This window comes from Pantoea sp. S-LA4 (genome assembly GCF_054482835.1).
Window position 1 is genome coordinate 2325453 of record NZ_JBTLRC010000002.1, and the last position, 22317, is coordinate 2347769.

General features: G+C 46.0%; 16 protein-coding genes. All 16 read right to left on the reverse strand.

Annotated features, from left to right (window positions below):
• Window position 1 precedes the first annotated feature (1 nt).
• The gene (locus ACX3P5_RS11820; protein ID WP_262287616.1) at window positions 2-952 is read right to left on the reverse strand and encodes a glycosyltransferase family 2 protein; all 951 of its coding nucleotides are present in this window, start codon (window positions 950-952) and stop codon (window positions 2-4) included.
• Between the two features lie 138 nt (window positions 953-1090).
• Window positions 1091-4789: a glycosyltransferase gene (locus ACX3P5_RS11825; RefSeq protein ID WP_458968757.1), complete on the reverse strand. Its 3699-nt coding sequence runs from the start codon at window positions 4787-4789 to the stop codon at window positions 1091-1093.
• Window positions 4790-4798: 9 nt separating this feature from the next.
• On the reverse strand, window positions 4799-6256 hold the full coding sequence (locus ACX3P5_RS11830; protein WP_233987649.1) for an FkbM family methyltransferase: 1458 nt from the start codon (window positions 6254-6256) through the stop codon (window positions 4799-4801).
• Window positions 6249-7478: an ABC transporter ATP-binding protein gene (locus tag ACX3P5_RS11835; RefSeq protein WP_233987648.1), complete on the reverse strand. Its 1230-nt coding sequence runs from the start codon at window positions 7476-7478 to the stop codon at window positions 6249-6251. Before ACX3P5_RS11835 ends, ACX3P5_RS11830 begins: the two co-directional genes overlap by 8 nt.
• Window positions 7478-8275 (reverse strand): ABC transporter permease, encoded by a 798-nt coding sequence (locus ACX3P5_RS11840; RefSeq protein ID WP_233987647.1) that lies wholly within the window; start codon window positions 8273-8275, stop codon window positions 7478-7480. The genes ACX3P5_RS11835 and ACX3P5_RS11840 overlap by 1 nt, the downstream gene beginning before the upstream one ends.
• A 93-nt stretch (window positions 8276-8368) precedes the next feature.
• Window positions 8369-9778: an NADP-dependent phosphogluconate dehydrogenase gene (gene gndA / locus ACX3P5_RS11845; RefSeq protein WP_094120353.1), complete on the reverse strand. Its 1410-nt coding sequence runs from the start codon at window positions 9776-9778 to the stop codon at window positions 8369-8371.
• A gap of 134 nt (window positions 9779-9912) precedes the next feature.
• The gene (locus ACX3P5_RS11850; protein ID WP_458968758.1) at window positions 9913-11028 is read right to left on the reverse strand and encodes a glycosyltransferase family 4 protein; all 1116 of its coding nucleotides are present in this window, start codon (window positions 11026-11028) and stop codon (window positions 9913-9915) included.
• Window positions 11025-12188: a glycosyltransferase family 4 protein gene (locus ACX3P5_RS11855; protein ID WP_233987646.1), complete on the reverse strand. Its 1164-nt coding sequence runs from the start codon at window positions 12186-12188 to the stop codon at window positions 11025-11027. Before ACX3P5_RS11855 ends, ACX3P5_RS11850 begins: the two co-directional genes overlap by 4 nt.
• Window positions 12164-13066, reverse strand: coding sequence for a GDP-mannose 4,6-dehydratase (locus tag ACX3P5_RS11860; protein WP_458968759.1), 903 nt, complete (start codon window positions 13064-13066; stop codon window positions 12164-12166). The genes ACX3P5_RS11855 and ACX3P5_RS11860 overlap by 25 nt, the downstream gene beginning before the upstream one ends.
• Window position 13067: 1 nt before the next feature.
• The gene (gene gmd, locus ACX3P5_RS11865) at window positions 13068-14108 is read right to left on the reverse strand and encodes a GDP-mannose 4,6-dehydratase (RefSeq protein ID WP_233987644.1); all 1041 of its coding nucleotides are present in this window, start codon (window positions 14106-14108) and stop codon (window positions 13068-13070) included.
• Window positions 14109-14156: 48 nt separating this feature from the next.
• Window positions 14157-15539: a phosphomannomutase CpsG gene (cpsG, locus tag ACX3P5_RS11870; protein WP_233987643.1), complete on the reverse strand. Its 1383-nt coding sequence runs from the start codon at window positions 15537-15539 to the stop codon at window positions 14157-14159.
• A 14-nt stretch (window positions 15540-15553) separates the two neighbouring features.
• Window positions 15554-16969, reverse strand: coding sequence for a mannose-1-phosphate guanylyltransferase/mannose-6-phosphate isomerase (locus tag ACX3P5_RS11875; protein ID WP_233987642.1), 1416 nt, complete (start codon window positions 16967-16969; stop codon window positions 15554-15556).
• 550 nt (window positions 16970-17519) lie between these two features.
• Window positions 17520-18533 (reverse strand): UDP-glucose 4-epimerase GalE, encoded by a 1014-nt coding sequence (gene galE, locus ACX3P5_RS11880; protein WP_094120342.1) that lies wholly within the window; start codon window positions 18531-18533, stop codon window positions 17520-17522.
• Between the two features lie 42 nt (window positions 18534-18575).
• The gene (gene galF, locus ACX3P5_RS11885; RefSeq protein WP_458968760.1) at window positions 18576-19478 is read right to left on the reverse strand and encodes a UTP--glucose-1-phosphate uridylyltransferase GalF; all 903 of its coding nucleotides are present in this window, start codon (window positions 19476-19478) and stop codon (window positions 18576-18578) included.
• Window positions 19479-19756: 278 nt separating this feature from the next.
• A complete protein-coding gene (locus ACX3P5_RS11890; protein ID WP_233987640.1) occupies window positions 19757-21097 on the reverse strand; it encodes a lipopolysaccharide biosynthesis protein in 1341 nt (446 codons plus the stop codon).
• Window positions 21094-22317, reverse strand: a complete 1224-nt coding sequence (locus ACX3P5_RS11895; protein ID WP_233987639.1) for a glycosyltransferase — start codon at window positions 22315-22317, stop codon at window positions 21094-21096. The genes ACX3P5_RS11890 and ACX3P5_RS11895 overlap by 4 nt, the downstream gene beginning before the upstream one ends.

Sequence of the window (22317 nt, forward strand, 5' to 3'; positions counted from 1 at the left end):
CTTATTTACTACCTTTCTCTATTGTTAATTTTGCGACTTTTTCCCGGACATCTTCAATTAGCTTTCTGTTAGCAGAAAGAAGATCTGCCAAAAAAGCCACCAGGATAGTTTGAAATCCCATCATCATTAATACGGCTGAGAGAATCAGAGACTGTATGTGCCCATCACCGTCGCCGTTCAAAAATAGAAACAAAAATCTGCCGGCAATAATTAATCCTATCAACATAATCAGAGACCCGATACTCATGAAAAATCTGAACGGGCGATATATCACATAAATTCGTATTATAGTAAAAATGCTTCTCTGAATATAGGATGGGATACTTTTCACTAAACGAGAAGGACGGAGATCATCATTAACCCTGACAGGGACAGATGTAATTGAAATATTTTTTTGTCCAGCCTGGATAATAGTCTCAAGAGTATAGGTATATTCACTGAAAACCATTAACTTTTGAGCTGCATTGCGGCTGATTGCACGAAAACCACTTGGTGCATCGGGTATTGTTGTTTTGCTGGCGCTTCTTACTACGTAACTTCCGATTTTCTGAAGTATTTTTTTGGCTAATGAGAAATGTTCAATAGCCTGTATGGGTCTGGCACCAATAACTATCTCAGCCTGATTGCTCAAGACAGGCGCTACAAGCGCAGGAATGTCATCTGCGTTATACTGGTTATCTGCATCAGTATTTACTATTACATCAGCCCCGAGCAAAATGCATGCCTCAATGCCAGTAATAAAAGCTTTTGCAAGTCCTTTATTACCCGTATGTTTTATTATATGGTCAACACCACAGGCCTGCGCTACTTCACATGTCGCGTCAGTACTCCCATCATCAATGATCAACCACTCTACTTTACTGAAACCTTCAAGATGCCTTGGCAAAGCTGTCAGTGCAATCGATAAAGTTTCAGCCTCGTTATAACAGGGTATTTGAATAATTAGCTTCACACTTAAAACGCCTTATGACATTTATGACAAACAATAAATGTATAAGCCCTGTTCACATGGCAGATAATTATCGGAAACCAGCTACAGGGCTAAAACATCACATCGTTTATCAAAAAGTTAATCTACTAAAAATCAACATTATTTAATCACTGAATTTAATAGATCCTGTGCAGACTCACCCCATGTTTTCCATTTAAGATTAGCAGACACAGGTTGAGTATTACTTTGCTTTAGTGAAAGCCATTGTAAAACGGTCTCACTAAGCGACGCAGCATCGTCACTTTTAAAATATAGTGCATGTTCCTGTGCGACTTCTTTGAACACCTTGATATCACTCGCTATAATATCAAGATTATTTTGTGAAGCTTCAATAAGGGGTAAACCGAAGCCCTCTGCAGTACTGGCAGCGATAAGGCACTGGGTTTCCTGGTACAGCCGTTGCAAAAATTCATCTGAGACATTATTTAGCCAGAAAAGTTTTTTATTATTTTCAGGGTGAGCTTTAATGCGTTGCATCAATTCATCAACACCCCAACCTTCTTTTCCGACAATAACTAAAACAGCATCACTACCTTCTCGCCATAGCTTATCAAAAGCTTCTAATGCTAAGGAGTGATTTTTACGGGGTTCCAATGTACCGACCATCAGAAATGCTGGCGCATCATTGACAATGCTAAGGATCCGTTCATCTTCGCCTGTGATACCAGCACTGGGTTTCGAATTAGTAATGTCAGCACCCAGATGAAACCATTTAACTTCTGGTTTAGCTTTACCCTGGAAATCCGTTCTTAACCACTCTTCTACTTCATCAGCGACGGCTTTTGAAATGCAAATAAGTGATTCACTGTTTGCTGCCACGGAGAGCCAGCGCGCATGGTCTTTTGCTGCATCTTCGGGACTGACAAAAAAGTGAGAATGAAGAAGAGGAATTAAATCATAAACAACGAAATTAATCTTGACACCTAAAGCGCGCATTTTGCTTAGTGTTTTTTCTTGTCTTACCGTAATGTGTGGTTGCAGGTCAAGGCCAACAAAAACATCACCATTTACATAATCAACAGGTTCATCCTGAAGATGTACATTTTCAATACCGAGGAACCTGGCCGTAAATGAACGAGCAAAATGGTAACCGTCCCTATCATTAGTGGCATAAACAGGTTCAACACGAAAACCTTCTGGTGGGTTTTCCAGCCATTGCATCAGAATGCTTCTGACAACACGCTGAATACCAGACTTTGCGTCACGCTGAACCAGTTCAGAAATATCAACGAGCAATTTAGGATAGGTAATAGCCGCGCCTTTATTGTAAGCAGTTGCCGTAGCCAATGCATCTAAATCTTGCTCAGAATAAGATCCTTCAACCTGAAAAAGTGAATCAAGCGTCTCACTAACAAAATTATTTTTTGGGTGGTAAAAATTTTCAATAGCTTTTGAATACTGCTCTGCACATCGCCACAGAGAATGCTTAGTTGAAATTTCTTCTATCGCTTTACTCGAAAGTTTTTTTCGCAAACTCTCTGATTTAAAAAGCGACTCAAGGGCTTCAACCAGCGACTCATCATCAAATTTATCTTCAAGCATAATGACACTTTCAGGATTAATGTCAGCCATAGTGCCATTAGCATTGATGATAGTTGGTAAACCATAACTCATGCAATCGAGCACAGCCCCTGAGGTTTCTCCTCTGGAAAGTGATCTAAGTTGCACGGCGATATCAGCTGCCTGTAAATAATCTTTAAACGTATCGAGATCGGTCCAGCCTGTAACTTGTATTCTGTTTGTTATTTTTAAACTTGTAATGCGACGGGTTATCTTTTTAGAGAAATCACCTTCATGCATCTCACCAACAAAGAAGATATAACATTCTTTAGAATCGTATAAACTGCTTTCAGCAAATGCTTCAATCAGCCTATCATTCAATTTAGATTCACCCAGGAATCCAAAGCTACAGATGACAAATGCATCATCGCTAATTGATAACTTTTTCCTGGCAGCACTTTTATCATTGATTAATGGCAGCTCACGAAGGTGGGGTATCACGCTCCATAAATTTGGGTTAACTGTACCATACCACTGCTTAGCCAAGCGAACTGAGTTTTCGGAATGTACAATGACGCCCTGAGACAGAGACAAGGCTGAATAGCTACAAGGGTAACGCCATACTACTTCTGCGCTATTATTTTCTAAATATCGTTCTCTTAAAGCTTTGTACCCATGACCAATAAGTAATTCACGTGTCCAGACACCAGGATGGGTATTGAATACATCCATATGCTGCACGACGCCAGAAATATAGAAATCATGTAATACTACTACGCCGGGTATTTTTTCCAGCAGTGGAAACATATAGTCGTGGTGTTCGGAATTGCCAAATTGGTAAACAACCCGATCATATTTATCAGAGTTTTCCAATAGATATTGCGTGTTTCTTATTTTACTGTAAGACTCGGCAACCTTATCGACTGGGACATTATCTTTAATAATAATGTCAATATCGTAATATCTTGCAAGTTCAGGCAGTAAAATAGCTGAATAATTCGCTATGCCTGATTTCGCGGGCTGAACGGGTGTAACATAGGCTATTTTTTTACGCTGAAGTAAATGAGAGATGACAGGCATGTGACTTTTATGTGCATTAAGTTTATTAAGTGCATCATACGTTTTACGAGCCGTCGTTTCCCATGAGAATTTTGATTGCTGCGTCTCAGCATGTGAAATTAACAGATCTCTAAAGTTCAAATCTGTTAATCCCTTTTCGAGCAAGTCAATAAATTGCTGTTCATCTTTTGGATCGAACATAGCATCTTCAAGTCCAACAACCTCAGGAAGACTTGTTAGCCCTGAACAGATGACAGGGGCACCGCAACGCATTGCTTCCAGTACGGGAAGGCCAAAACCTTCATGGAAGCTTGGGAAGACGAACAATGCACATTGGTTATACAACTCAACCAATTCCTCATCAGTGATGTAACCCGTAATTACAACTTCGGTTTCACTCAACTGTGCTTCATGGATAAGTTTCTTTAGTATTTGACGACTCTCATTATTGACCGAACAAACAATCACTAACTGATGGTCACTTCTTACGTTTTCATCAAGTTCTGAATATGCAGTTATCAGGCCTTCAATATTTTTTCGTTTATCGATCCCACCTGTGTACATTACATAGGGCTTAGTAATGTTAAACTTAGTCAGTACCTGGGGATTAACAATTTCTAATTTCTTGAAATTACTGTCAGCATCAGTGGATATGTTTATAATTTTATCTTCTGGGAAAGGAAGATACTTTATACCTTCCTGGCGCGAAGATTCAGATATAGCTAATAACATATCAGCACGTCTTAAATGGTCTATTTTCTTATAATACCACTTAGACATCCCGGGATTTTCAAGATAATCCTTTGCAGCTATAAAAGGAATCAAATCATATAATACAACAGCTGTCAGATAATTTTTATTTTTATTTATGATACTTGTCACTGTGTCATCCACAACCCCTTCAAAAAGGCTTGTAATGAGTACTACATCGGGAGCAATCTTTTCAAGATAAGCCTCCCTGGATAACTCAGCAACGCCCTGACGCCATTTATTTTCACTATGTAATCCAGCGGTATGTTCCAGGGAAGAAAATGTTAAAATATTTTCCGGATTAACCTTTTCATTAAAAGCTTCCCGAATAGTGTTTACTGATTCAGGAAGGCTTCCATTCAGTAGTAGGTATACTTCATCATTTCGACATAACTCCAGTAGCGTTGAAGTTAGTGACAGAGCATAACGCCCAATGCCACGATTACTGTTTGTTCCTTGTAATGACTGCAAGTCGATAACTAGACGCATTTGAATTACCTATTTTTTTAATTTGGCTTTGATAACGTTTTTTATTTGATTTATTTTAACGCTATCTTTTGGCATTGTACTTTCCTGTACAGAACTTTGAATTACACTTCTGATGTATTTTCTTTTGAGATAGCTTTTAAGTCCAGGAAACCTGTTTACTACTTTTAGAAGAGGACCTCTAATCGCCGGCTTCTGCAATGCGCTCAATGCTACATTTCTTGCCAGTCTGTATGTGAGATTTGTAATTCTAGATAGTAAGTGCCTGGTTTGCTGTTTGAGTGAATGAACTTTGATTTTAATCCGGGAGAGAATACGTTTTGGTAAAGTACCATATCTCCACGTTCTGCTTGCATAAACCAGGTTCAGCTCAGTTTCAAATCGTTGAGCCGTCTCCCACCAGTGATGAGCATGCCGATTCAATTCTGCAATTTTACTATTTAGATCAGTAATTGCAGCTTTTGACTGTTCAAGCTCTTCTTCAGTGCTGACAATTTTCTGTAAAAGCTTGTTCTTCTGTTTCAGAAAACTTTTTTCTTTTTTGCTGTTATCATTTTTGATTTCATTTTCTTGCTCTTTTAAGGCGTCAGCTCCGGTAGCAAGTGCTGATAGCTTTAAATTTTCCTCCAGAAGGATCTGATAGTTTGCATCTGTTTCTTCTTTTTGAAGCGTGAGTCTCTCCAGTTCATGCATGAGAGCCTGCTCTTTTTCATAAAGCGTGTTAGCTTCGTTCACTGCCTTAACCATTCTGATATAGTTTTCATCAAGTTCTGATTGTAGTTGAGATTCTCTATAAGAAATGAACTCATCAAAAACATTAGGTGGATATTTGAACGCATCATCGAGTTCAGGATGTTCATTCGCTACATAGTAGCGATTAAGCCCATCAGAGAAAACGTGGTGATAATTATTGTTTAACAGTAGTTTTTCACATTCGTCGTAATCTGAAATCTGGGTATTGGGCACAGTAGCTTCAATTAATACTATCCATGGCCGATATTTATTCCAGTCATTGCCTTTAAGCACTGCATATTCAGCACCTTCAACATCAATCTTGAGGAAATGAATATCAGCTATGTTTTGTTCTTCAAGGATCGCGGCCAGGGTATTGATGCTTACTTCAGACCAATAGCCTTCATATCCCTCCGATTCATGTTTAGCGGCAACGTCCTTGTCTAGTGTAGACCAGCCAGGTACATCACATTGCCACAGTTGCATTACACCTTTTTCATCCGATACCGCTTTTGCGATGCTAATATCCCTTTCACGCAAAAGGTGGTATTTCTCGATGAACTTCTCAACAGGATCAATGTTGATACCACTCCAGCCTGCATCGTAAAATAATTTCGTAACGGAATCTATTATCGGATCGTTAGCTCCAACGTCTACGTAGAAACCATTTTCTATATGCTTTAACGCTCTCCAAAGCATGATATCTTCGTAATTCTGAGCGTATGAAACCTTAGTCATGTTTGTTTATCTCGATTTCTGGGTCTAACCAGTTCACACCCTCAAAGTGTGGGTGACTCGCATTGACGACATTAAACACAAAGGCAAGGTCACGCCATTCATAATTGTTCACCAGATGTGTGTCCGAACTAACTATCGCAGTCTGTATGGAGTAACTTCCTGGCCCCATATTCATATCGAACTGAAACTCAAATTTGTATTTCTCTCCCGCCTTTGTATTAAAGATAGGTTTTTTCTTAAGCTGTGTGTTGGTGCCGTACATAACCTGACCCAGACGATCTTTTATGCCATAACCAACTACAAGTTTTTCAATATCTGATTTAACGAGCACATCAATAGAAAGTTTAACGGTCTCCCCTACTTCGATGTATTCAACCTGCTCGCCAGCCTCATTATAAATTGTGATATTATCTACAACGGCTTCACCGGTACCCGAAATAGTTTGCACTTTCCCTTGCTGGTTCATTACTTGCTCTATTTTCTGTTTTTGCTTATCAGCTAATAGTGCGTTGTAATAGTCCATGACCATTTCTGGATCGCCTTGCTTCTCGATTCTCCCTTTATTAAGTAAAATCGCATGATCACAGATACTTTGAATAGCTTGTTTATCATGAGAAACAATTAGTAGCGTTGTGCCATGTTTTTTAAATTCTCTGATTTTTTCGAAGCTTTTGTGTTGAAAATATGTATCCCCCACAGATAATGCTTCATCGACAATCAGAACATCCGGTCTGACGCAGGTAGCAACACTGAAAGCAAGGCGCATTTGCATCCCACTTGAATAGACCCTGACTTGCTGATCGATGTATTCACCGATTTCTGCAAATTCTTCAATTTCCGGCATCAGCTTATTTATGGTTTCAACTGTCAGCCCCATTAACTGGCCAGCCATATAAACGTTTTGCCGTCCTGTGAAATCGGGATGGAAACCCATGCCTAATTCGAGCAGCGCAGCAATCTTACCCTTAGTCGTGATAACACCTTTGGTTGGTTTAGTCGTACCAGTAAGTATTTTTAGCAGAGTACTTTTGCCCGCGCCATTCATACCAATGATACCGACAGCTTGTCCACTCTCTATTTCAAAGCTGATATCGTTAAGTACCCATCTTAGCTCATGGTGATCTTTCTTTATGGGTGAAATCCATTCCAGGAAGCGGCTCCAGCGGTTTGGATAGACTTTATAAGCTTTGCCGATTTTATTTACTTTTATTACCTGACTCATTAAAGTTCATCCACCATTTCGCCAACATGACGTCTGTACAAATACAGCCCTATAAGATTGAAAAAAATTGCGACAAAAACAGCAGGGAGTAAATCACTCCAGACCGGAGCAATATGTTTAACCAGAATATTTTGACAACTGAACATTATGCCACTCATCGGATTGATATTAATCAACGCTTTGTAGCGCTCTGGTATAATTGTTACAGGATAAACGATAGGCGTGAGCCAAAACCAGAATTGCATGAATATCCCAAAGAAATGCCCTACATCCCTGAAAAACACATTTAATACACCTAATGTTACTCCAATACCTACAGCCAACAAAATAGTGATAATGTAAACCGGGATTAATGCCAGATAAACGACACCAGGAAAATTACCACTTACTATTAAGAACAGAGTAAACAATCCAAACACAATCACAAAATTAACGAAGGCATTACACACAATTGTTATTGGTAAGCAAACCCTGGGGAAATTAATTTTTTTAAGTATGTTTGCATTTTCGATAAAAACGTTTTGTGAGCGTGATGTTATTTCTGAAAAGAATCCCCACGTAAGTACGCCCGCACATAAATAGATGCTGTAAGCATAGGTGCTATCAACACCGGGAAGTTTGGCTCTCATTATCTCAGCAAAGATAACTGTATAAACAACTATCATTGCTAATGGATTGATAACATTCCATAGTGCGCCTAATAATGAATTTTGATACTTTGACTGGAACTCTCGCTTCATATTTCCCAATATAAAGCTACGGTACGTCCATAGCGTTTTGCTAATGTTGAATATCATTATAAATCCTGAAGATTCGAGAATTCGTTTTTTCGAAGGGATTGTTAAAATAAACCCGGCAAAGCCGGGTTTTACAATTACATACTACCTGATTTAATCTAACCACTCGGTGTGGAACACACCGTCTTTATCAATGCGCTTATAGGTATGCGCACCAAAGTAGTCACGCTGCGCCTGAATCAGGTTGGCAGGCAGTACTTCTGAACGGTAGCTGTCGTAGTAAGCAATCGCCGCAGAGAAGGTTGGTGTTGGGATACCGTTCTGAATCGCATAAGAAACCACATCACGCAGCGCCTGCTGATACTGGTCAGCGATATCTTTGAAGTATGGTGCCAGTAGGAGGTTAGCGATGCTCGCATCCTGAGCATAGGCGTCGGTGATTTTCTGCAGGAACTGTGCACGGATAATGCAGCCAGCGCGGAAAATCTTCGCGATTTCACCGTAATGCAGATCCCAGTTGTTCTCTTCTGAGGCCGCACGCAGCTGAGAGAAGCCCTGCGCATAAGAGACGATTTTGCCCAGATAAAGTGCACGACGCACTTTCTCGATAAACTCCGCTTTATCGCCAGTGAAAGCCTGCGCCTGTGGGCCACTCAGCACTTTGGAAGCCGCTACGCGCTGCGTTTTCAGCGAGGAGAGGTAACGAGCAAATACCGACTCAGTAATCAGCGACAGCGGCTCGCCGAGGTCCAGTGAACTCTGGCTGGTCCATTTACCGGTACCTTTATTGGCTGCTTCATCCAGAATCACATCAACCAGATAGTTACCTTCTTCATCTTTCTTGGTGAAGATATCTTTGGTGATGTCGATCAGGTAGCTGCTCAGTTCGCCGTTGTTCCACTCGGTGAAGGTTTCAGCCAGCTCTTCGTTGTTCAGGCCCAGCGCACCTTTCAGTAGCGCGTAAGCTTCAGCGATCAGCTGCATATCGCCGTATTCGATACCGTTGTGCACCATCTTCACGTAATGACCCGCGCCGTCCGGACCGATGTAAGCCACACAGGCTTCGCCATCTTCAGCACGTGCCGCAATCTTATCCAGAATCGGTGCAACCAACTCATACGCTTCTTTCTGGCCGCCAGGCATAATGGATGGACCTTTCAGTGCGCCCTCTTCGCCGCCGGAGACACCGGTACCGATGAAGTTGAATCCCTGGTCTGACAGCTCTTTGTTACGACGGATGGTGTCTTTATAGAAGGTGTTACCGCCATCAATCAGAATGTCGCCTTTATCCAGATGTGGCGTCAGCGAGGCGATAGTCTTATCAGTCGCTTCACCCGCCTGTACCATCAGCAGGATACGGCGTGGTTTCTCCAGCGATTCAACAAACTCTTCAACTGTGTAAAAAGGAGCAAGCTTCTTGCCCTGGTTCTCTGCGATGACTTCATCCGTCTTTTCGCGCGAACGGTTAAAGATAGAAACAGTGTAACCGCGGCTCTCAATGTTAAGAGCCAAGTTGCGGCCCATCACTGCCATACCTACAACGCCGATCTGTTGCTTGGACATTACATACTCCTGTCTGTGGTCTCGCATGGTGTTACCAGTAACACCACTTTATAAGTGATCAGTATGTTAACTCAGGATAGCTGATAAAAGGTAATGAATGGTGCGATAGTCAGATGAAATAATCTGAAAAAAAATCACACATTTAACAAGGATTTATAGAGTCGTGTATAACTCTGGATCATCTTTTCGGCAGTAAAAAGCGCCTCAAAGCGCGCAAGCGCTGCTGCGCCATAAGTGCTGGCCAGGTTCGGGTTGTGCCATATCTCATCCATCGCCTTACGCAAAGAGACCGGATCTGAAGGTGGCACCACCAAACCGGTTACCCGGTCGATGTTAATGAAGGTCGTGCCCGTACCAATCTCACTGGAAATCAGGGGTTTTGAATAAAGCGCCCCTTCAAGCAATGAAATACCAAAGGCTTCTGAACGCAGGTGCGAAGGAAATACCAGACAGGTACACAGTTGCAGTAACGCAGATTTATCGCTGTCGTCTAACGCACCCAGGAAATGAATATTATCTACCCCTAGTCGCTGCGCCTGAGATTTTAGCTCGGCTTCAATTGGGCCTGCTCCAACTACGACAATCGGATAACGGCTGTTTTTAGCCGCTTCGATTAAAATATGCAGGCCTTTATAATAGCGAAATGTGCCTATGAACAGAAAGAAGCCATCCGGAAATCTTGCCTGCCACTTAAGTAGAACAGCAGGATCATTATTTTGATAGAATTTTTTATCAAGTCCGTAAGGAATGACTTCCACTTTGTTTTCGAACTGCTGTAGAACGGGGCTACTTTCTACATAATTCGGTGAGGCAGCGACAATACGATCCACGCTATTTAGAAACCGGTTCATCAGAGGCGTGTATAACCTCAGTAGCATCTTCTGTTTAACAATATCAGAATGATAGCTTACGACGGATGGTTTTTTGATGCCTGCAGCAAAATGCATAAAATCCATGAATGGATAGGGGAAATGATAATGAATGACATCAGCATTTTTCGCCAGTTCTTTAAATTCACGGATCGCTGAATATGAAAAAGGTGTGGAAGCCAGCTCAAGAAATGTTTTGACCCGGTAGACGGAGTGATGAGCTAATTTACTCTCCTTAATATCGAAAGAGGGACTGTGAGTAAACACCTTAGACTGGATGTTCTCTTTTACTCCGCCTTCGGCCAGTTGATAAATAACCTGCTCAATGCCGCCAAATGTGTCTGGATAATATGTTTTATAACAGTGCAGAACCTTAATCATATAAATTTAGCAACCTGCTCGTAAGCTTCAATGGTTTTATCCGCGCATCTGGACCATGAAAATTGCTGTGCACGAGCAAGCCCTAAAGCAGTCATGCGGCTTTTTTCGTCAGCATCTTCTATCATTAGCTTGAGGTGGGCAGTCAAAGTATCAACATCTTCTGGGGAGTGCATCAGTGGAGCGCCCCCTCCTACTTCAGGAAGTGAGGTTGCATCAGAACAAATCACTGGTGTACCTGAAGCCATGGCTTCTAATACCGGTAAACCGAAACCTTCATATATAGAAGGAAAGACAAAACAGTTAGCTGCACTATAAAGATGTGGCAGCTCTTTACCAGGCACGAAGCCCAGATATTTTAACCAGCCTTCACTCTCACCCTTCCTGAAAAGTCTGAACAGTTCTTCGTTTTCCCAGCCTTTGTATCCACTTATCACTAAAGGAAGCGCCCGTTTATCATTAGTAGGTAGTGAGTCAAAAGCCTTCAGCAACGTCAGAATGTTTTTTCTGGGTTCAATGGTACCTGTGTAAAGAAAAAAGCTGCGCCATTTGAGCTGATATTTATTCAGAACATCTCGTGTTTCTGTTTCTTGTCGGGGACGAAATTGCTCGTTATAACCCAATGGTGCAACACTGACTTTATCGTTTTCGACTCCAAAAAAATCAATTAATTCTTTTTTAGTATAATGTGAGTCAGTAATAAGCATTGCCGCTCTTGAGACCGTATTTCTTAACTCTTTTTGCATAAGATGAACACGGCCTGCAGGATGGAACTGCGGCCAGTGAAAAACAGACAAATCATGAAAAGTTGCGACACAATGCTTTACGCGAGGAGGAAGATAATAGTTTGGGCTGTGAAAAATATGATCTTTGAAATTCCTGAGCGCGATAGTTTTCATGACCGGATAAGTGAGTCGATATATCTCACTGGCAGCTTTGCTTTTTTGCAACCTTCGCTTAACAGATTGAATGGACTGCGCTGATTCACTGGCTACCGCCAGCGAATCACGAACTTTAGTACCATGAAAAAATGTAAGTAAAAGCTGTTCTCTCTCCTGAAGTTGCTTAGCAAGTTCAAACGCGTAACGGCCAATTCCAGTCAGGGGGTATTTGATACAATCCGTTGAAAAAACAACGTTTAACCTTTTGCCTGTAGCATCCATTTGAGCGTTTCTCTGAGCGTTATTTTGGCGGTATTGTTACCGGTTAACCTACCCAATAAACTAATATCGCCACAAAGCTCTTTTATTTCATTTGGACGGACGAATTGAGGATTAATCTCGATTCGTATTTGATGACTCGTCAACTCCTCACAGAGGTTAATAACCTCACGTAACGAATGCATTTTACCTGAAGCGACATTGACGATTTCACCAAAAGCCGAAGATTTTAATAATCCCCGATAGCTGCCTACTACATCGCGAACATCAGAAAAATCGCGCCATACGTCTATGTTTCCCAGTTCTATAACCGGCTGGCGTTCCCTGAAGTGCTTAACAATTTTAGGAATAAGAAAATTTCCTGCTTGTCCAACACCAGTATAATTAAATGGGCGAGCGACGATAATAGGTAGTTTGCTGTAAAACAGGCTAGCCATGTACTCCATTGCAAGCTTACTCACAGCATAGTCATTTGCCGGCCTGGCCGCTGTTGATTCCGCTAATTTACCTGGGGTGTTATTACCGTAAACATTTGCGCTGCTGGCAAGCAGAACCGCTTCAGGACACTTTACGGATTCAGATAAAGCTTGCAGCAAATTACGAGACCCGCAAATATTTACGTCGTAGAATGCATTTGAATCGGCATGTCCAACAAAAGCAATTGCCGCAAGATGAACGACCACGTCAGGTGAAACAGCATCAACGGCCTGCTTTACTGCTACTGAGTCTGTGAGATCGACCTGAACATAGTTTGCCGAATTTTGGGCTGGGGATGAACCGAAACCAAATACTTCATACCCGGCAGCGGATAATTCCGCTGCCATATATTGGCCGGTAAAGCCCTTGATCCCTGTGATCAGTGCTTTTTTGCCATTAATCATATCAGAAGGAGAATCCTTGTTTATTACGACGCAGATCTTCTTCAACCATCATTGCACACAGCTCTTCCAGAGTTGTTTTAGGTTCCCAGCCCAGAATATCTTTAGCACGTTGAGGATTGCCGATCAGTAATTCTACTTCAGCCGGGCGATAAAACTTAGGATTGACCTTGACCACAACTTTGTTTGTCGCGACATCGATAGCCACTTCCTGCTCATCTTTGCCTTCAAAGCGCAATTCGATGCCCGCGGCTTTAAACGCCATGGAGACGAAGTCACGAACGGTTTCAGTACGATTGGTAGCAAGTACGAAAGTATCTGGCTCGTCAGCTTGTAGCATCAGCCACATACCCTCGACGTATTCTTTCGCGAAGCCCCAGTCACGCTTAGCATCCATGTTGCCTAACTCAAGCACTTCCAGCTTACCGAGCTTAATTTTAGCAACTGAGTCGGTAATCTTACGTGTTACAAACTCCTGCCCACGCAGAGGTGATTCATGGTTGAAGAGGATGCCGCTGGACGCAAAAATGTCATAGCTTTCACGATAGTTTATGGTCATCCAGTGTGCATAAAGCTTAGCTACACCGTAGGGGCTACGCGGGTAGAAAGGGGTATCTTCTTTTTGAGGGATGGCCTGCACTTTGCCAAACATCTCTGAGGTAGATGCCTGATAAAACCGGATTTTTGGATTAACGATACGAATCGCTTCCAGCAAATTCACTGGGCCAATACCGGTAATTTCAGCAGTAGTTAGTGGCTGATCAAACGAGACACCGACAAAGCTCTGAGCAGCAAGGTTATAGACTTCCGTAGCTTTGCTTTCCTGAAGCAAACGGATGCTTGATGACAAATCAGTCAGATCATACTCAACCAGGTGCAGAGCTGGATTAGACCGGATGCCAAGCTCATCAATGCGCCAGAAATTCACTGAACTGGTACGACGATAGGTACCATAAACGGTATATCCTTTGTTCAGTAGCAGCTCTGCGAGATAAGCACCATCCTGACCTGTGATTCCGGTAATTACTGCAGTTTTATTCGTCATTCGTAAACCCATGATTAAGAAAATTAAAATTAGTAGCTAAGTGTTAAACTAAATCGATGATGCTTTAATAAGCGAATCAATTTCTTTCAGTAATTTGCTCAACGCCTCGGTATCACCTCTGGTTTCGACGTTAAGTCGAAGCAAAGGTTCAGTATTAGAAGTTCTGACGTTGAATCTCCAGCTTTCACAATCCAGACTGACACCATCTGTATTATCCTGAGCTATTGAGGAAGAAGCGTATTTTTCGTCAAGAGCAGCGATAATGGCCTTCGGGTTGGAAACTTTATAGTTAATCTCCCCACTGCAAGGAAACGCTTTCATTCTCTCTGCAACCAGCCCGGATAACGTTTCGCCTTTCACCGCCAGCAATTCAGCCACCAGCAGCCACGGAATCATGCCGCTATCACAATAGGCAAAGTCACGGAAGTAGTGGTGCGCGCTCATCTCACCGCCATAGACCGCATCTTCTTCACGCATGCGTTCTTTGATGAAAGCGTGTCCGGTCTTAGACATCACCGGAATGCCGCCCGCTTTGGTAACCACATCAATGGTGTTCCAGGTCAGACGCGGGTCATGGATGATTTTTGCACCAGGCTCTTTTTTCAGGAATGCTTCTGCTAACAGGCCAACGATGTAATAGCCTTCAATGAACTCAGCATTCTCATCAAACAGGAAGCAGCGGTCGAAGTCACCGTCAAAAGCAATGCCCATATCAGCCTGATGCTCACGTACCGCGTCAGAAGTATCTTTACGACATTCCGGCAGGAGTGGATTAGGGATGCCATTAGGGAAAGTCGCATCTGCCTGATGATGTACTTTGATAAAGGTGACAGGCGTATTCGCCTGCTGGAAGCGCTTTTCAATCTCATCGATGACATGGCCGGCCGCACCGTTACCTGAGTTAATCACCAGCTTCATTGGCTTAGTGAAGTTCTTCAGGTCGATATAGCCCATCAGATGATCGACATAGGCATCCAGGACTGAGATCTGCTTGTAGCTACCGCGTTTGCTCTCGTCAACCGGAGCAAAATCGTTGGCTTCAGCCAGACGCTGGACGTCACGCAATCCGGTATCTCCACTGATTGGACGCGCACCTTCCCGCACTAACTTCATGCCGTTGTAGTTCATTGGATTATGACTGGCAGTCACTTCAATCCCGCCATCAATTCCTAAGTGAAAAGTGGCGAAGTAGATCTCTTCGGTTCCGCTCATACCGATGTCCAGTACATCGGTGCCCGCATCCCGCAATCCATTTGCCAGCGCCAGTTTCAGCGATTCGCTGGTCTGACGAACATCCCCGCCGACCACAATGGTCTTAGGCCGGATAAATTCGCCGTAGGCGCGACCTATGCGGTAAGCAATATCGTCATTGAGTTCGGTGCCCAGCTCACCACGGATGTCATAAGCTTTAAAACAGGTCAGTGCTGCCATGATCTTGTCTGTCCTTACTTACTTGCAAACTGTTGTTTAATCAAAATGAGATCGTCATCGCCAAGATAGGAACCCGACTGGATTTCCAACAGCTCTAATGGAATTTTGCCTGGGTTTTCTAAGGTATGTGGATGACCAATAGGGATAAAGGTTGACTGGTTCTCTGTCAGCAACAAGGTTTTATCCTGAATAGTCACTTTCGCGGTACCCGACAGGATGACCCAGTGCTCAGTCCGGTGGTAATGCATCTGCAATTCAAAGGCCTCACCCGGCTTCACCGTAATGCGGTTGACGTTGAATCGTCCGGTATTAACCACCAGATCGCAGCGTCCCCATGGCCAGTAGGTTTCACGGTGACGGCGATATTCGCTGCGGCATTCACTTTTCAGGAACTCAACCACACGCTTCACATCCTGAACCTGATCTTTACGCGCAACCAGCACCGCATCTTTGGTGTTCACAATCACCAGGTTTTCTACCCCGATGGCGGCAACCAACTGATCTTCACTGTTGATGTAACAGTTTTTTGTGTTGTGCAGGAAAGTATCGCCTTTAAGGGAGTTGCCGTGGGCATCTTTATCGTTCACTTCCCACAGCGCTGACCAGGAACCGACGTCACTCCACCCTGCTGCCAGCGGAACGACGACTGCGGCATCAGTTTGTTCCATAACCGCATAATCTACTGACTCATCCGGGCAGGCGATGAAATCGTCTTTATCGATACTGATAAAATCATTGCCTTCTTTCACGTTAGCCATCGCGCGGCGACAGGCTTCGAGGATATCCGGGCGGAATTTTTCCAGTTCCTGCAGATAGCGTTTTGCGCGGAACATAAACATCCCGCTGTTCCAGTAGTATTCACCGGATTCCAGGTACTGCTCAGCGGTACTCTGATTAGGTTTCTCAACAAAGCGCTGCACCTGATAAAGCCCGCTCTCTGCGCCAGCGAGCGCTTCGCCACGCTGGATATAGCCGTATCCGGTTTCCGGGCCGGTTGGCACGATGCCAAAAGTAACCAGCTTGCCCTGTTTAGCGTGTGCGGTCGCTACCTTAATGGCCTGATGGAAAGCGGTACGATCTTCAATCACGTGATCCGCTGCCAGTACCAGCAGTACCGGGTCATCACCCTGCTCCACAGCATTAAGGGCGGCAAGTGCGATAGCCGGGGCCGTGTTGCGCCCAACTGGCTCAAGAATAATGTTATGGGATAGCTTGTTAATTTGTCGCAATTGCTCGGCGACCAGAAAACGATGCTCTTCGTTGCAAATCACCATCGGTGCACGGGCCTCAATGCCCGTCAGGCGGTTAACTGTCTCCTGTAGCATCGAGTGTTCGCCGTGTAGACAGATGAACTGTTTAGGATAAAGTTCGCGGGAAAGGGGCCATAAGCGGCTGCCGGTTCCTCCGGCCATGATTACGGGAAGTAACATTCCACATCCTCTAACAAATTTAAGCATGCTATTGCATATAAAGCGGGTCAATTTTTATTCATTATGAATAAACAGCCACGCTACCGCCCTTGGCTTGCAGCAACCAATATGCTGTGTGATAGGATTCATGCCATCACAGGTTAGCTTGTCGATGCGTTGATGATATTTTATTCAATCGCATACGGGTTCTGAGACCACCGCAAATAGTACAATTTGTGCGGCAAAAATAATATGCCTATTCTTTCATTGTGCCAGGCAAAACTTAAGTTTGGTTAACCATTGATAAAGATGCACTTCAGCTAAAGTAATCTTTGGCAAAACAGCATAGTAGCGACGTGCTTATCGCGCCAGGCCTCTGCTCAAGCCGTAGCTCAACGCTCTATAGTGTTTCAATTGAGCAGATGGCACGCCAGGATAAATCCGCATTAATCGCGTTGATTGTCAGGAATGTATTGGCTACGGGCTAATGTTTAGTCTATATATGCAATTCTGCTTAACGCAGACATAAAAAAACCCGGCCTTAGCCGGGTTTTTTGCATTTCATTGCAGTTTACTTAAACCCATCCGGGTTCTTGCTCTGCCAGTTCCACGTATCGCGCATCATCTCATCGATGCCGCGCGTTACGCGCCAGTCAAGGTCACGATTCGCCAGTGAGGCGTCAGCCCAGAAGGCTGGCAGGTCGCCGTCACGGCGTGGTTTGATCTCAAACGGAATGGCTTTACCTGAGGCTTTCTCAAACGCTTTAATCATCTCCAGCACCGAGAAGCCTTTGCCGCCGCCGAGGTTGTAAGCGGTGTAGCCTTCCACTTTGTTGAGATGATCCAGTGCCTTCAGGTGCCCTTCCGCCAGGTCAACCACGTGGATGTAGTCACGCAGGCAGGTGCCATCTGGCGTGTCGTAGTCGCCGCCAAACACACCCAGCTTCTCCAGACGGCCGATAGCTACCTGAGCAATGTACGGCAGCAGGTTGTTCGGGATGCCGGTTGGATCTTCACCGATTTCACCGGACTCATGCGCGCCGACCGGGTTGAAGTAACGCAGAGCGATCGCCTTAAATTTCGGTTCCGCTTTGGCGAAGTCGCGCATTACCAGCTCAATCATCAGCTTGGAGGTGCCATAAGGACTGGTGGTCCCGCCAATCGGCGTGGTCTCAACGTACGGCACCGGCGCATCCGCACCGTAAACGGTGGCGGAAGAGCTGAAAATAAAGTTAAACACGCCCGCTTCGCGCATCTCTTCCAGCAGTACCACGGTACCCGCGACGTTGTTCTCGTAATACTCCAGCGGCATACGGGTTGATTCACCCACCGCTTTCAGCGCGGCGAAGTGGATCACGGCAGAAATGCTGTTCGAGGCGAACAGGTCGCGCAGCGAGGCACGGTCGCGGATATCGCCTTCAACGAAGGTCGCTTTCTTACCCGCCAGCTTCTCAACGCGGTTAATCGCTTCGCGTGAGGCATTGCACAGGTTATCCAGTACCACAACGTCATCACCGCGCTGCAGCAGCGCCAGCACCGTGTGGGAGCCGATGTAGCCTGCGCCACCCGTTACTAAAATAGCCATGTGTACTCCTTTCTTTCTGCCGCGGGATGCGCGGCGAAGGTATTAGTGTTGTTTGGCAAGAATCTTCTGGATCGCTTCGCGGAAATCGCGGCCCTGAGCGTTGCTGCGCAGACCATAAGAGACAAACGCCTGCATGTAACCCAGTTTACGACCGCAGTCGAAGCTGTGACCGGTCAGCAGCGAGACATCCACTGTTTTATGCTGGCTCAGGCTGGCGATCGCATCGGTCAGCTGGATACGGCCCCAAGCGCCTGGCTCGGTGCGCTCCAGTTTTGCCCAGATATCAGCAGACAGGACATAGCGACCCACGGCCGCCAGGTCAGAGTTCAGCTCAGCAGGATGCTCTGGTTTCTCAACAAAGTTAGTGATGCTGCTGACGTCGCCTGGGTGATCAATCGGCTCTTCGGTGGTGATCACCGAGTACTCAGAGAGATCGGAAGCAGGCATATGCTGCGCCAGTACCTGGCTGTGGCCGGTCTCTTCAAAACGGGCAACCATTGCCGCAAGGTTATAACGCATGTGGTCAGCGGTGGAATCATCCAGCAGAACGTCTGGCAGCACCACCACGAAAGGATTGTCGCCAATCATCGGACGGGCACACAGAATAGAGTGACCCAGACCCAGCGGCTGCGCCTGACGCACGTTCATGATGGTCACGCCTGGCGGGCAGATAGACTGCACTTCGCTCAGCAGCTGACGCTTCACGCGCGCTTCCAGCAGCGCTTCCAGCTCATAGGTGGTATCGAAGTGGTTTTCCACCGCATTTTTAGAGGCATGGGTGACCAGCACAATCTCTTTAATGCCCGCAGCCACACATTCGTCAATGATGTACTGAATCATCGGTTTGTCGACGACAGGCAGCATCTCTTTCGGAATGGCTTTAGTCGCAGGGAGCATATGCATACCGAGACCCGCAACCGGGATTACTGCTTTAAGCTTGGTCATATTTATTCCGTTTAATAAAATGAAGATGTGGGTCGATTATGCAGGATCGGCCAGAACAGCAAGTATAATCTTTATCTGAAAATCGGACACTAACTCTCTGTCACAACATGGAAATTCGGCATTTTGCCCATTGCCAGCGACAGCAGAAACTGAATAAAGACAAGCAGTAAACTTATTTCGCCCCTGCCATTGCCGACACGATTCGGCCAGCGGCTAAGACCAGCGATAAATGAAAACGGGCGACCCTGAGGCCGCCCGTTAATAAGAGTGCTGTGCTGTTATAACCAGCCTTCAAACCATTCCGGCATCACAAACAGATTGAAGTGATTAACCAGCATCATGACGCCGACAAACACCACTGAAACCGCAACCCACTGGCGGGCATAGGGCATAAACCGAATGCCAATCACCGGCTTAATAAAGAACGGATGCGCCAGGGCGGAGATCAGAATCTGCGAGATAGAGAGCGTCAGCGCGACGTAGAGCACGTTCGGCCAGATAAAGGTGGTGGCCAGCACCGCCAGTACCACAATACTTGCCACGATGTTCCAGTAGAACTCGACGTTGGTGCGTCCGTTAGCCTGCGAGATCGCTCCGGTCAGGCCCCCCATCGGGCGCAGCATACCAAACAGCAGCATCAGCGGAATCAGGTGATAGACCTGCTCATGAGATGCGCCATACAGTACGCGGACGATCACCGGCGAGAAGATGCCAATCACCAGGTACATCGCGCTGCTGAACAGCATGATGCCCAGCGTACCCTTGAGGAACAGTTTTTTCAGCTGTTCGGCATCGTGCTGCTTCTCGGCGAAACGCGGCAGCGCCAGGCGGTTAATCACCGGCGTGACCAGTTTCAGCGGTTGCAGCACCAGCTCTTTCGCCAGCGAGTAGACACCGAGCATCTCAGCGCCCATCACCTTACCCACCACTAACGCATCGGCCTGGGTACGCAACTGATTGATGGTCTGCGAACCGAGCTGATAGCTGCCGTAACGAATGGCACCAAAGAAGGTCGCTTTATCGAACTCCCAGGTCGGACGCCACGACTTCTCACCCAGCGCGATCATGCAGAGGATGCGGGTAAAGGCGTTGATAAACAGACCGAGAATCGCCGCGGCCACCGTCAGTGAGGTGAACTCCAGCATCGCCACTACGCAGAGAAAGGCAAACAGCTTGGTGCCCATCTCAATCTTCGCCAGCGATACCATCCGCTTGGTTTTGATGTAGTGCGCCTGATACTGCGACAGATGCCCCAGCACCAGGAAGTTGAGGCTGGTCAGCATGATCAGCCCCACAAGCTCAGGCAGATGATAGAACCACGCCACCGGGAAGGCGATCAGCAGCATGATCACACCGGTACACAGACTGAGAGAAACGTTGACCCAGTAAATGGTGCTCTGCTCGCGGCGGCTGATGTTCTGGCGATGCACCAGATAGCTGCTCATCCCCATATCCTGCAGCACGCCAGCCACCGCCAGAATGGCGTTGATAATGGCTAACAGCCCCAGCTCATGGGTTTCCAGTTTGCGGGCAAGAAAGCTGAGCTGCGCCACCTGCAGCACCGCAGAAAAACAGGTGCTGCCGAACAGCCAGATTGCCTGTGACTTAAATCCACTCACGCCAGACGCTCCAGGATCTGTGCCAGTTCGCCGTAGGCGATGTGCTGATTAAATTCCGTTTCAACCTTATGGCGCGCCGCAGCCACCACCGGTGCCACGTCGACTTCGCCCTGCGACAGCTTCAGCAGCGTCTCGGCCAGCGCCTCAGGATCGTCCTCTTCCACCAGCCAGCCGGAAACGTTGTTCTCAATCAGCTCCGGGATGCCGCTGTGGAACGTAGAAACCACCGGCAGCCCGACCGCCATCGCTTCCATCAGCGCCACCGGGATGCCTTCCATATCACCATCGGCCGCGGTTTTCGATGGCAGCAGGAAGATATCCGCTTCACTTAACGCGCGGCGGATTTCATCCTGCGGTTTGAAGCCCGGCATACTGACGCAATCTTCCATCCCCTCGCGGGCGATGAAATCACGCATCATCTCATCCTGATCGCCATTGCCAATGATGGTGTACTGGAACTGACCGCCACGCTGTTTCAGAATCGCGCTGGCTTTCACCGCCACATCCAGCCCTTTCTTCTCGGTCAGACGCGCCACCGAAACGATGCGCAGCGGTGTCTGAAACGCCTGACGCGGCTGGAAGTTAAACTTCTCCGGCTCAATTCCCATGCGCGTAACGTGAATCTTTTCCGGCGGACAGCCCATCTCGATCAGCTTGTTCTGCCACAGATGGCTGATCGGTAACATCAGCTCACTCTGTCGGAACAGGTTAACGTAATCGAGTTTGTGCTCTTCCAGAATGTGACGACGGGAAATGTCCGCCCCATGAAACACGGTCGCCTGCTTGCCTTTCAGCACGCCCAGCTCACGCAGCTTATTCGCCAGCGCGCCGGCGTAGCCGAAATGCACCAGAAACACGTCGGCGGTAAAGGTTTGCGTGGCATTGGCGACGATCGACGGCAGCAGCAGTTTGCTCGACTGGGCGCCATAGCGGCGCACATTGAGCGAACGCAGCAGCGACGGCTTCGTCACCTTCGGCAGCACCAGCCGCAGACGCTGGTTCAGCTTATCGACAATCGAGACCTTCTCTTCCGGCAGCAGATAGTGTGTCTTTGCCGCCAGACCATACTCATCAAAGGCGGCGTGCCGGTTGACTAAATCACCGGGAAAGACCGAAATAATCTCCACCTCGTAACCGGCATCGATAAAATGGGTCACCTGATTTAGTACGAATGTCTCAGAGGCAACCGGGAAACGCATGGTGAAAAAAGTCAGTTTCAT

Excerpts from the sequence above, each read along its gene's own strand:
- ACX3P5_RS11830 (WP_233987649.1), bottom strand. The coding sequence starts at position 6,256 with ATGACTAAGGTTTCATACGCTCAGAATTACGAAGATATCATGCTTTGG.
- cpsG (WP_233987643.1), bottom strand. The coding sequence starts at position 15,539 with ATGGCAGCACTGACCTGTTTTAAAGCTTATGACATCCGTGGTGAGCTG.
- ACX3P5_RS11840 (WP_233987647.1), bottom strand. The coding sequence starts at position 8,275 with ATGATATTCAACATTAGCAAAACGCTATGGACGTACCGTAGCTTTATA.
- ACX3P5_RS11850 (WP_458968758.1), bottom strand. The coding sequence starts at position 11,028 with ATGATTAAGGTTCTGCACTGTTATAAAACATATTATCCAGACACATTT.
- ACX3P5_RS11825 (WP_458968757.1), bottom strand. The coding sequence starts at position 4,789 with ATGCGTCTAGTTATCGACTTGCAGTCATTACAAGGAACAAACAGTAAT.
- ACX3P5_RS11895 (WP_233987639.1), bottom strand. The coding sequence starts at position 22,317 with ATGAAACTGACTTTTTTCACCATGCGTTTCCCGGTTGCCTCTGAGACA.
- galF (WP_458968760.1), bottom strand. The coding sequence starts at position 19,478 with ATGACCAAGCTTAAAGCAGTAATCCCGGTTGCGGGTCTCGGTATGCAT.
- gmd (WP_233987644.1), bottom strand. The coding sequence starts at position 14,108 with ATGACGAATAAAACTGCAGTAATTACCGGAATCACAGGTCAGGATGGT.
- ACX3P5_RS11875 (WP_233987642.1), bottom strand. The coding sequence starts at position 16,969 with ATGTTACTTCCCGTAATCATGGCCGGAGGAACCGGCAGCCGCTTATGG.
- ACX3P5_RS11860 (WP_458968759.1), bottom strand. The coding sequence starts at position 13,066 with ATGATTAATGGCAAAAAAGCACTGATCACAGGGATCAAGGGCTTTACC.
- ACX3P5_RS11835 (WP_233987648.1), bottom strand. The coding sequence starts at position 7,478 with ATGAGTCAGGTAATAAAAGTAAATAAAATCGGCAAAGCTTATAAAGTC.
- gndA (WP_094120353.1), bottom strand. The coding sequence starts at position 9,778 with ATGTCCAAGCAACAGATCGGCGTTGTAGGTATGGCAGTGATGGGCCGC.
- galE (WP_094120342.1), bottom strand. The coding sequence starts at position 18,533 with ATGGCTATTTTAGTAACGGGTGGCGCAGGCTACATCGGCTCCCACACG.
- ACX3P5_RS11855 (WP_233987646.1), bottom strand. The coding sequence starts at position 12,188 with ATGGATGCTACAGGCAAAAGGTTAAACGTTGTTTTTTCAACGGATTGT.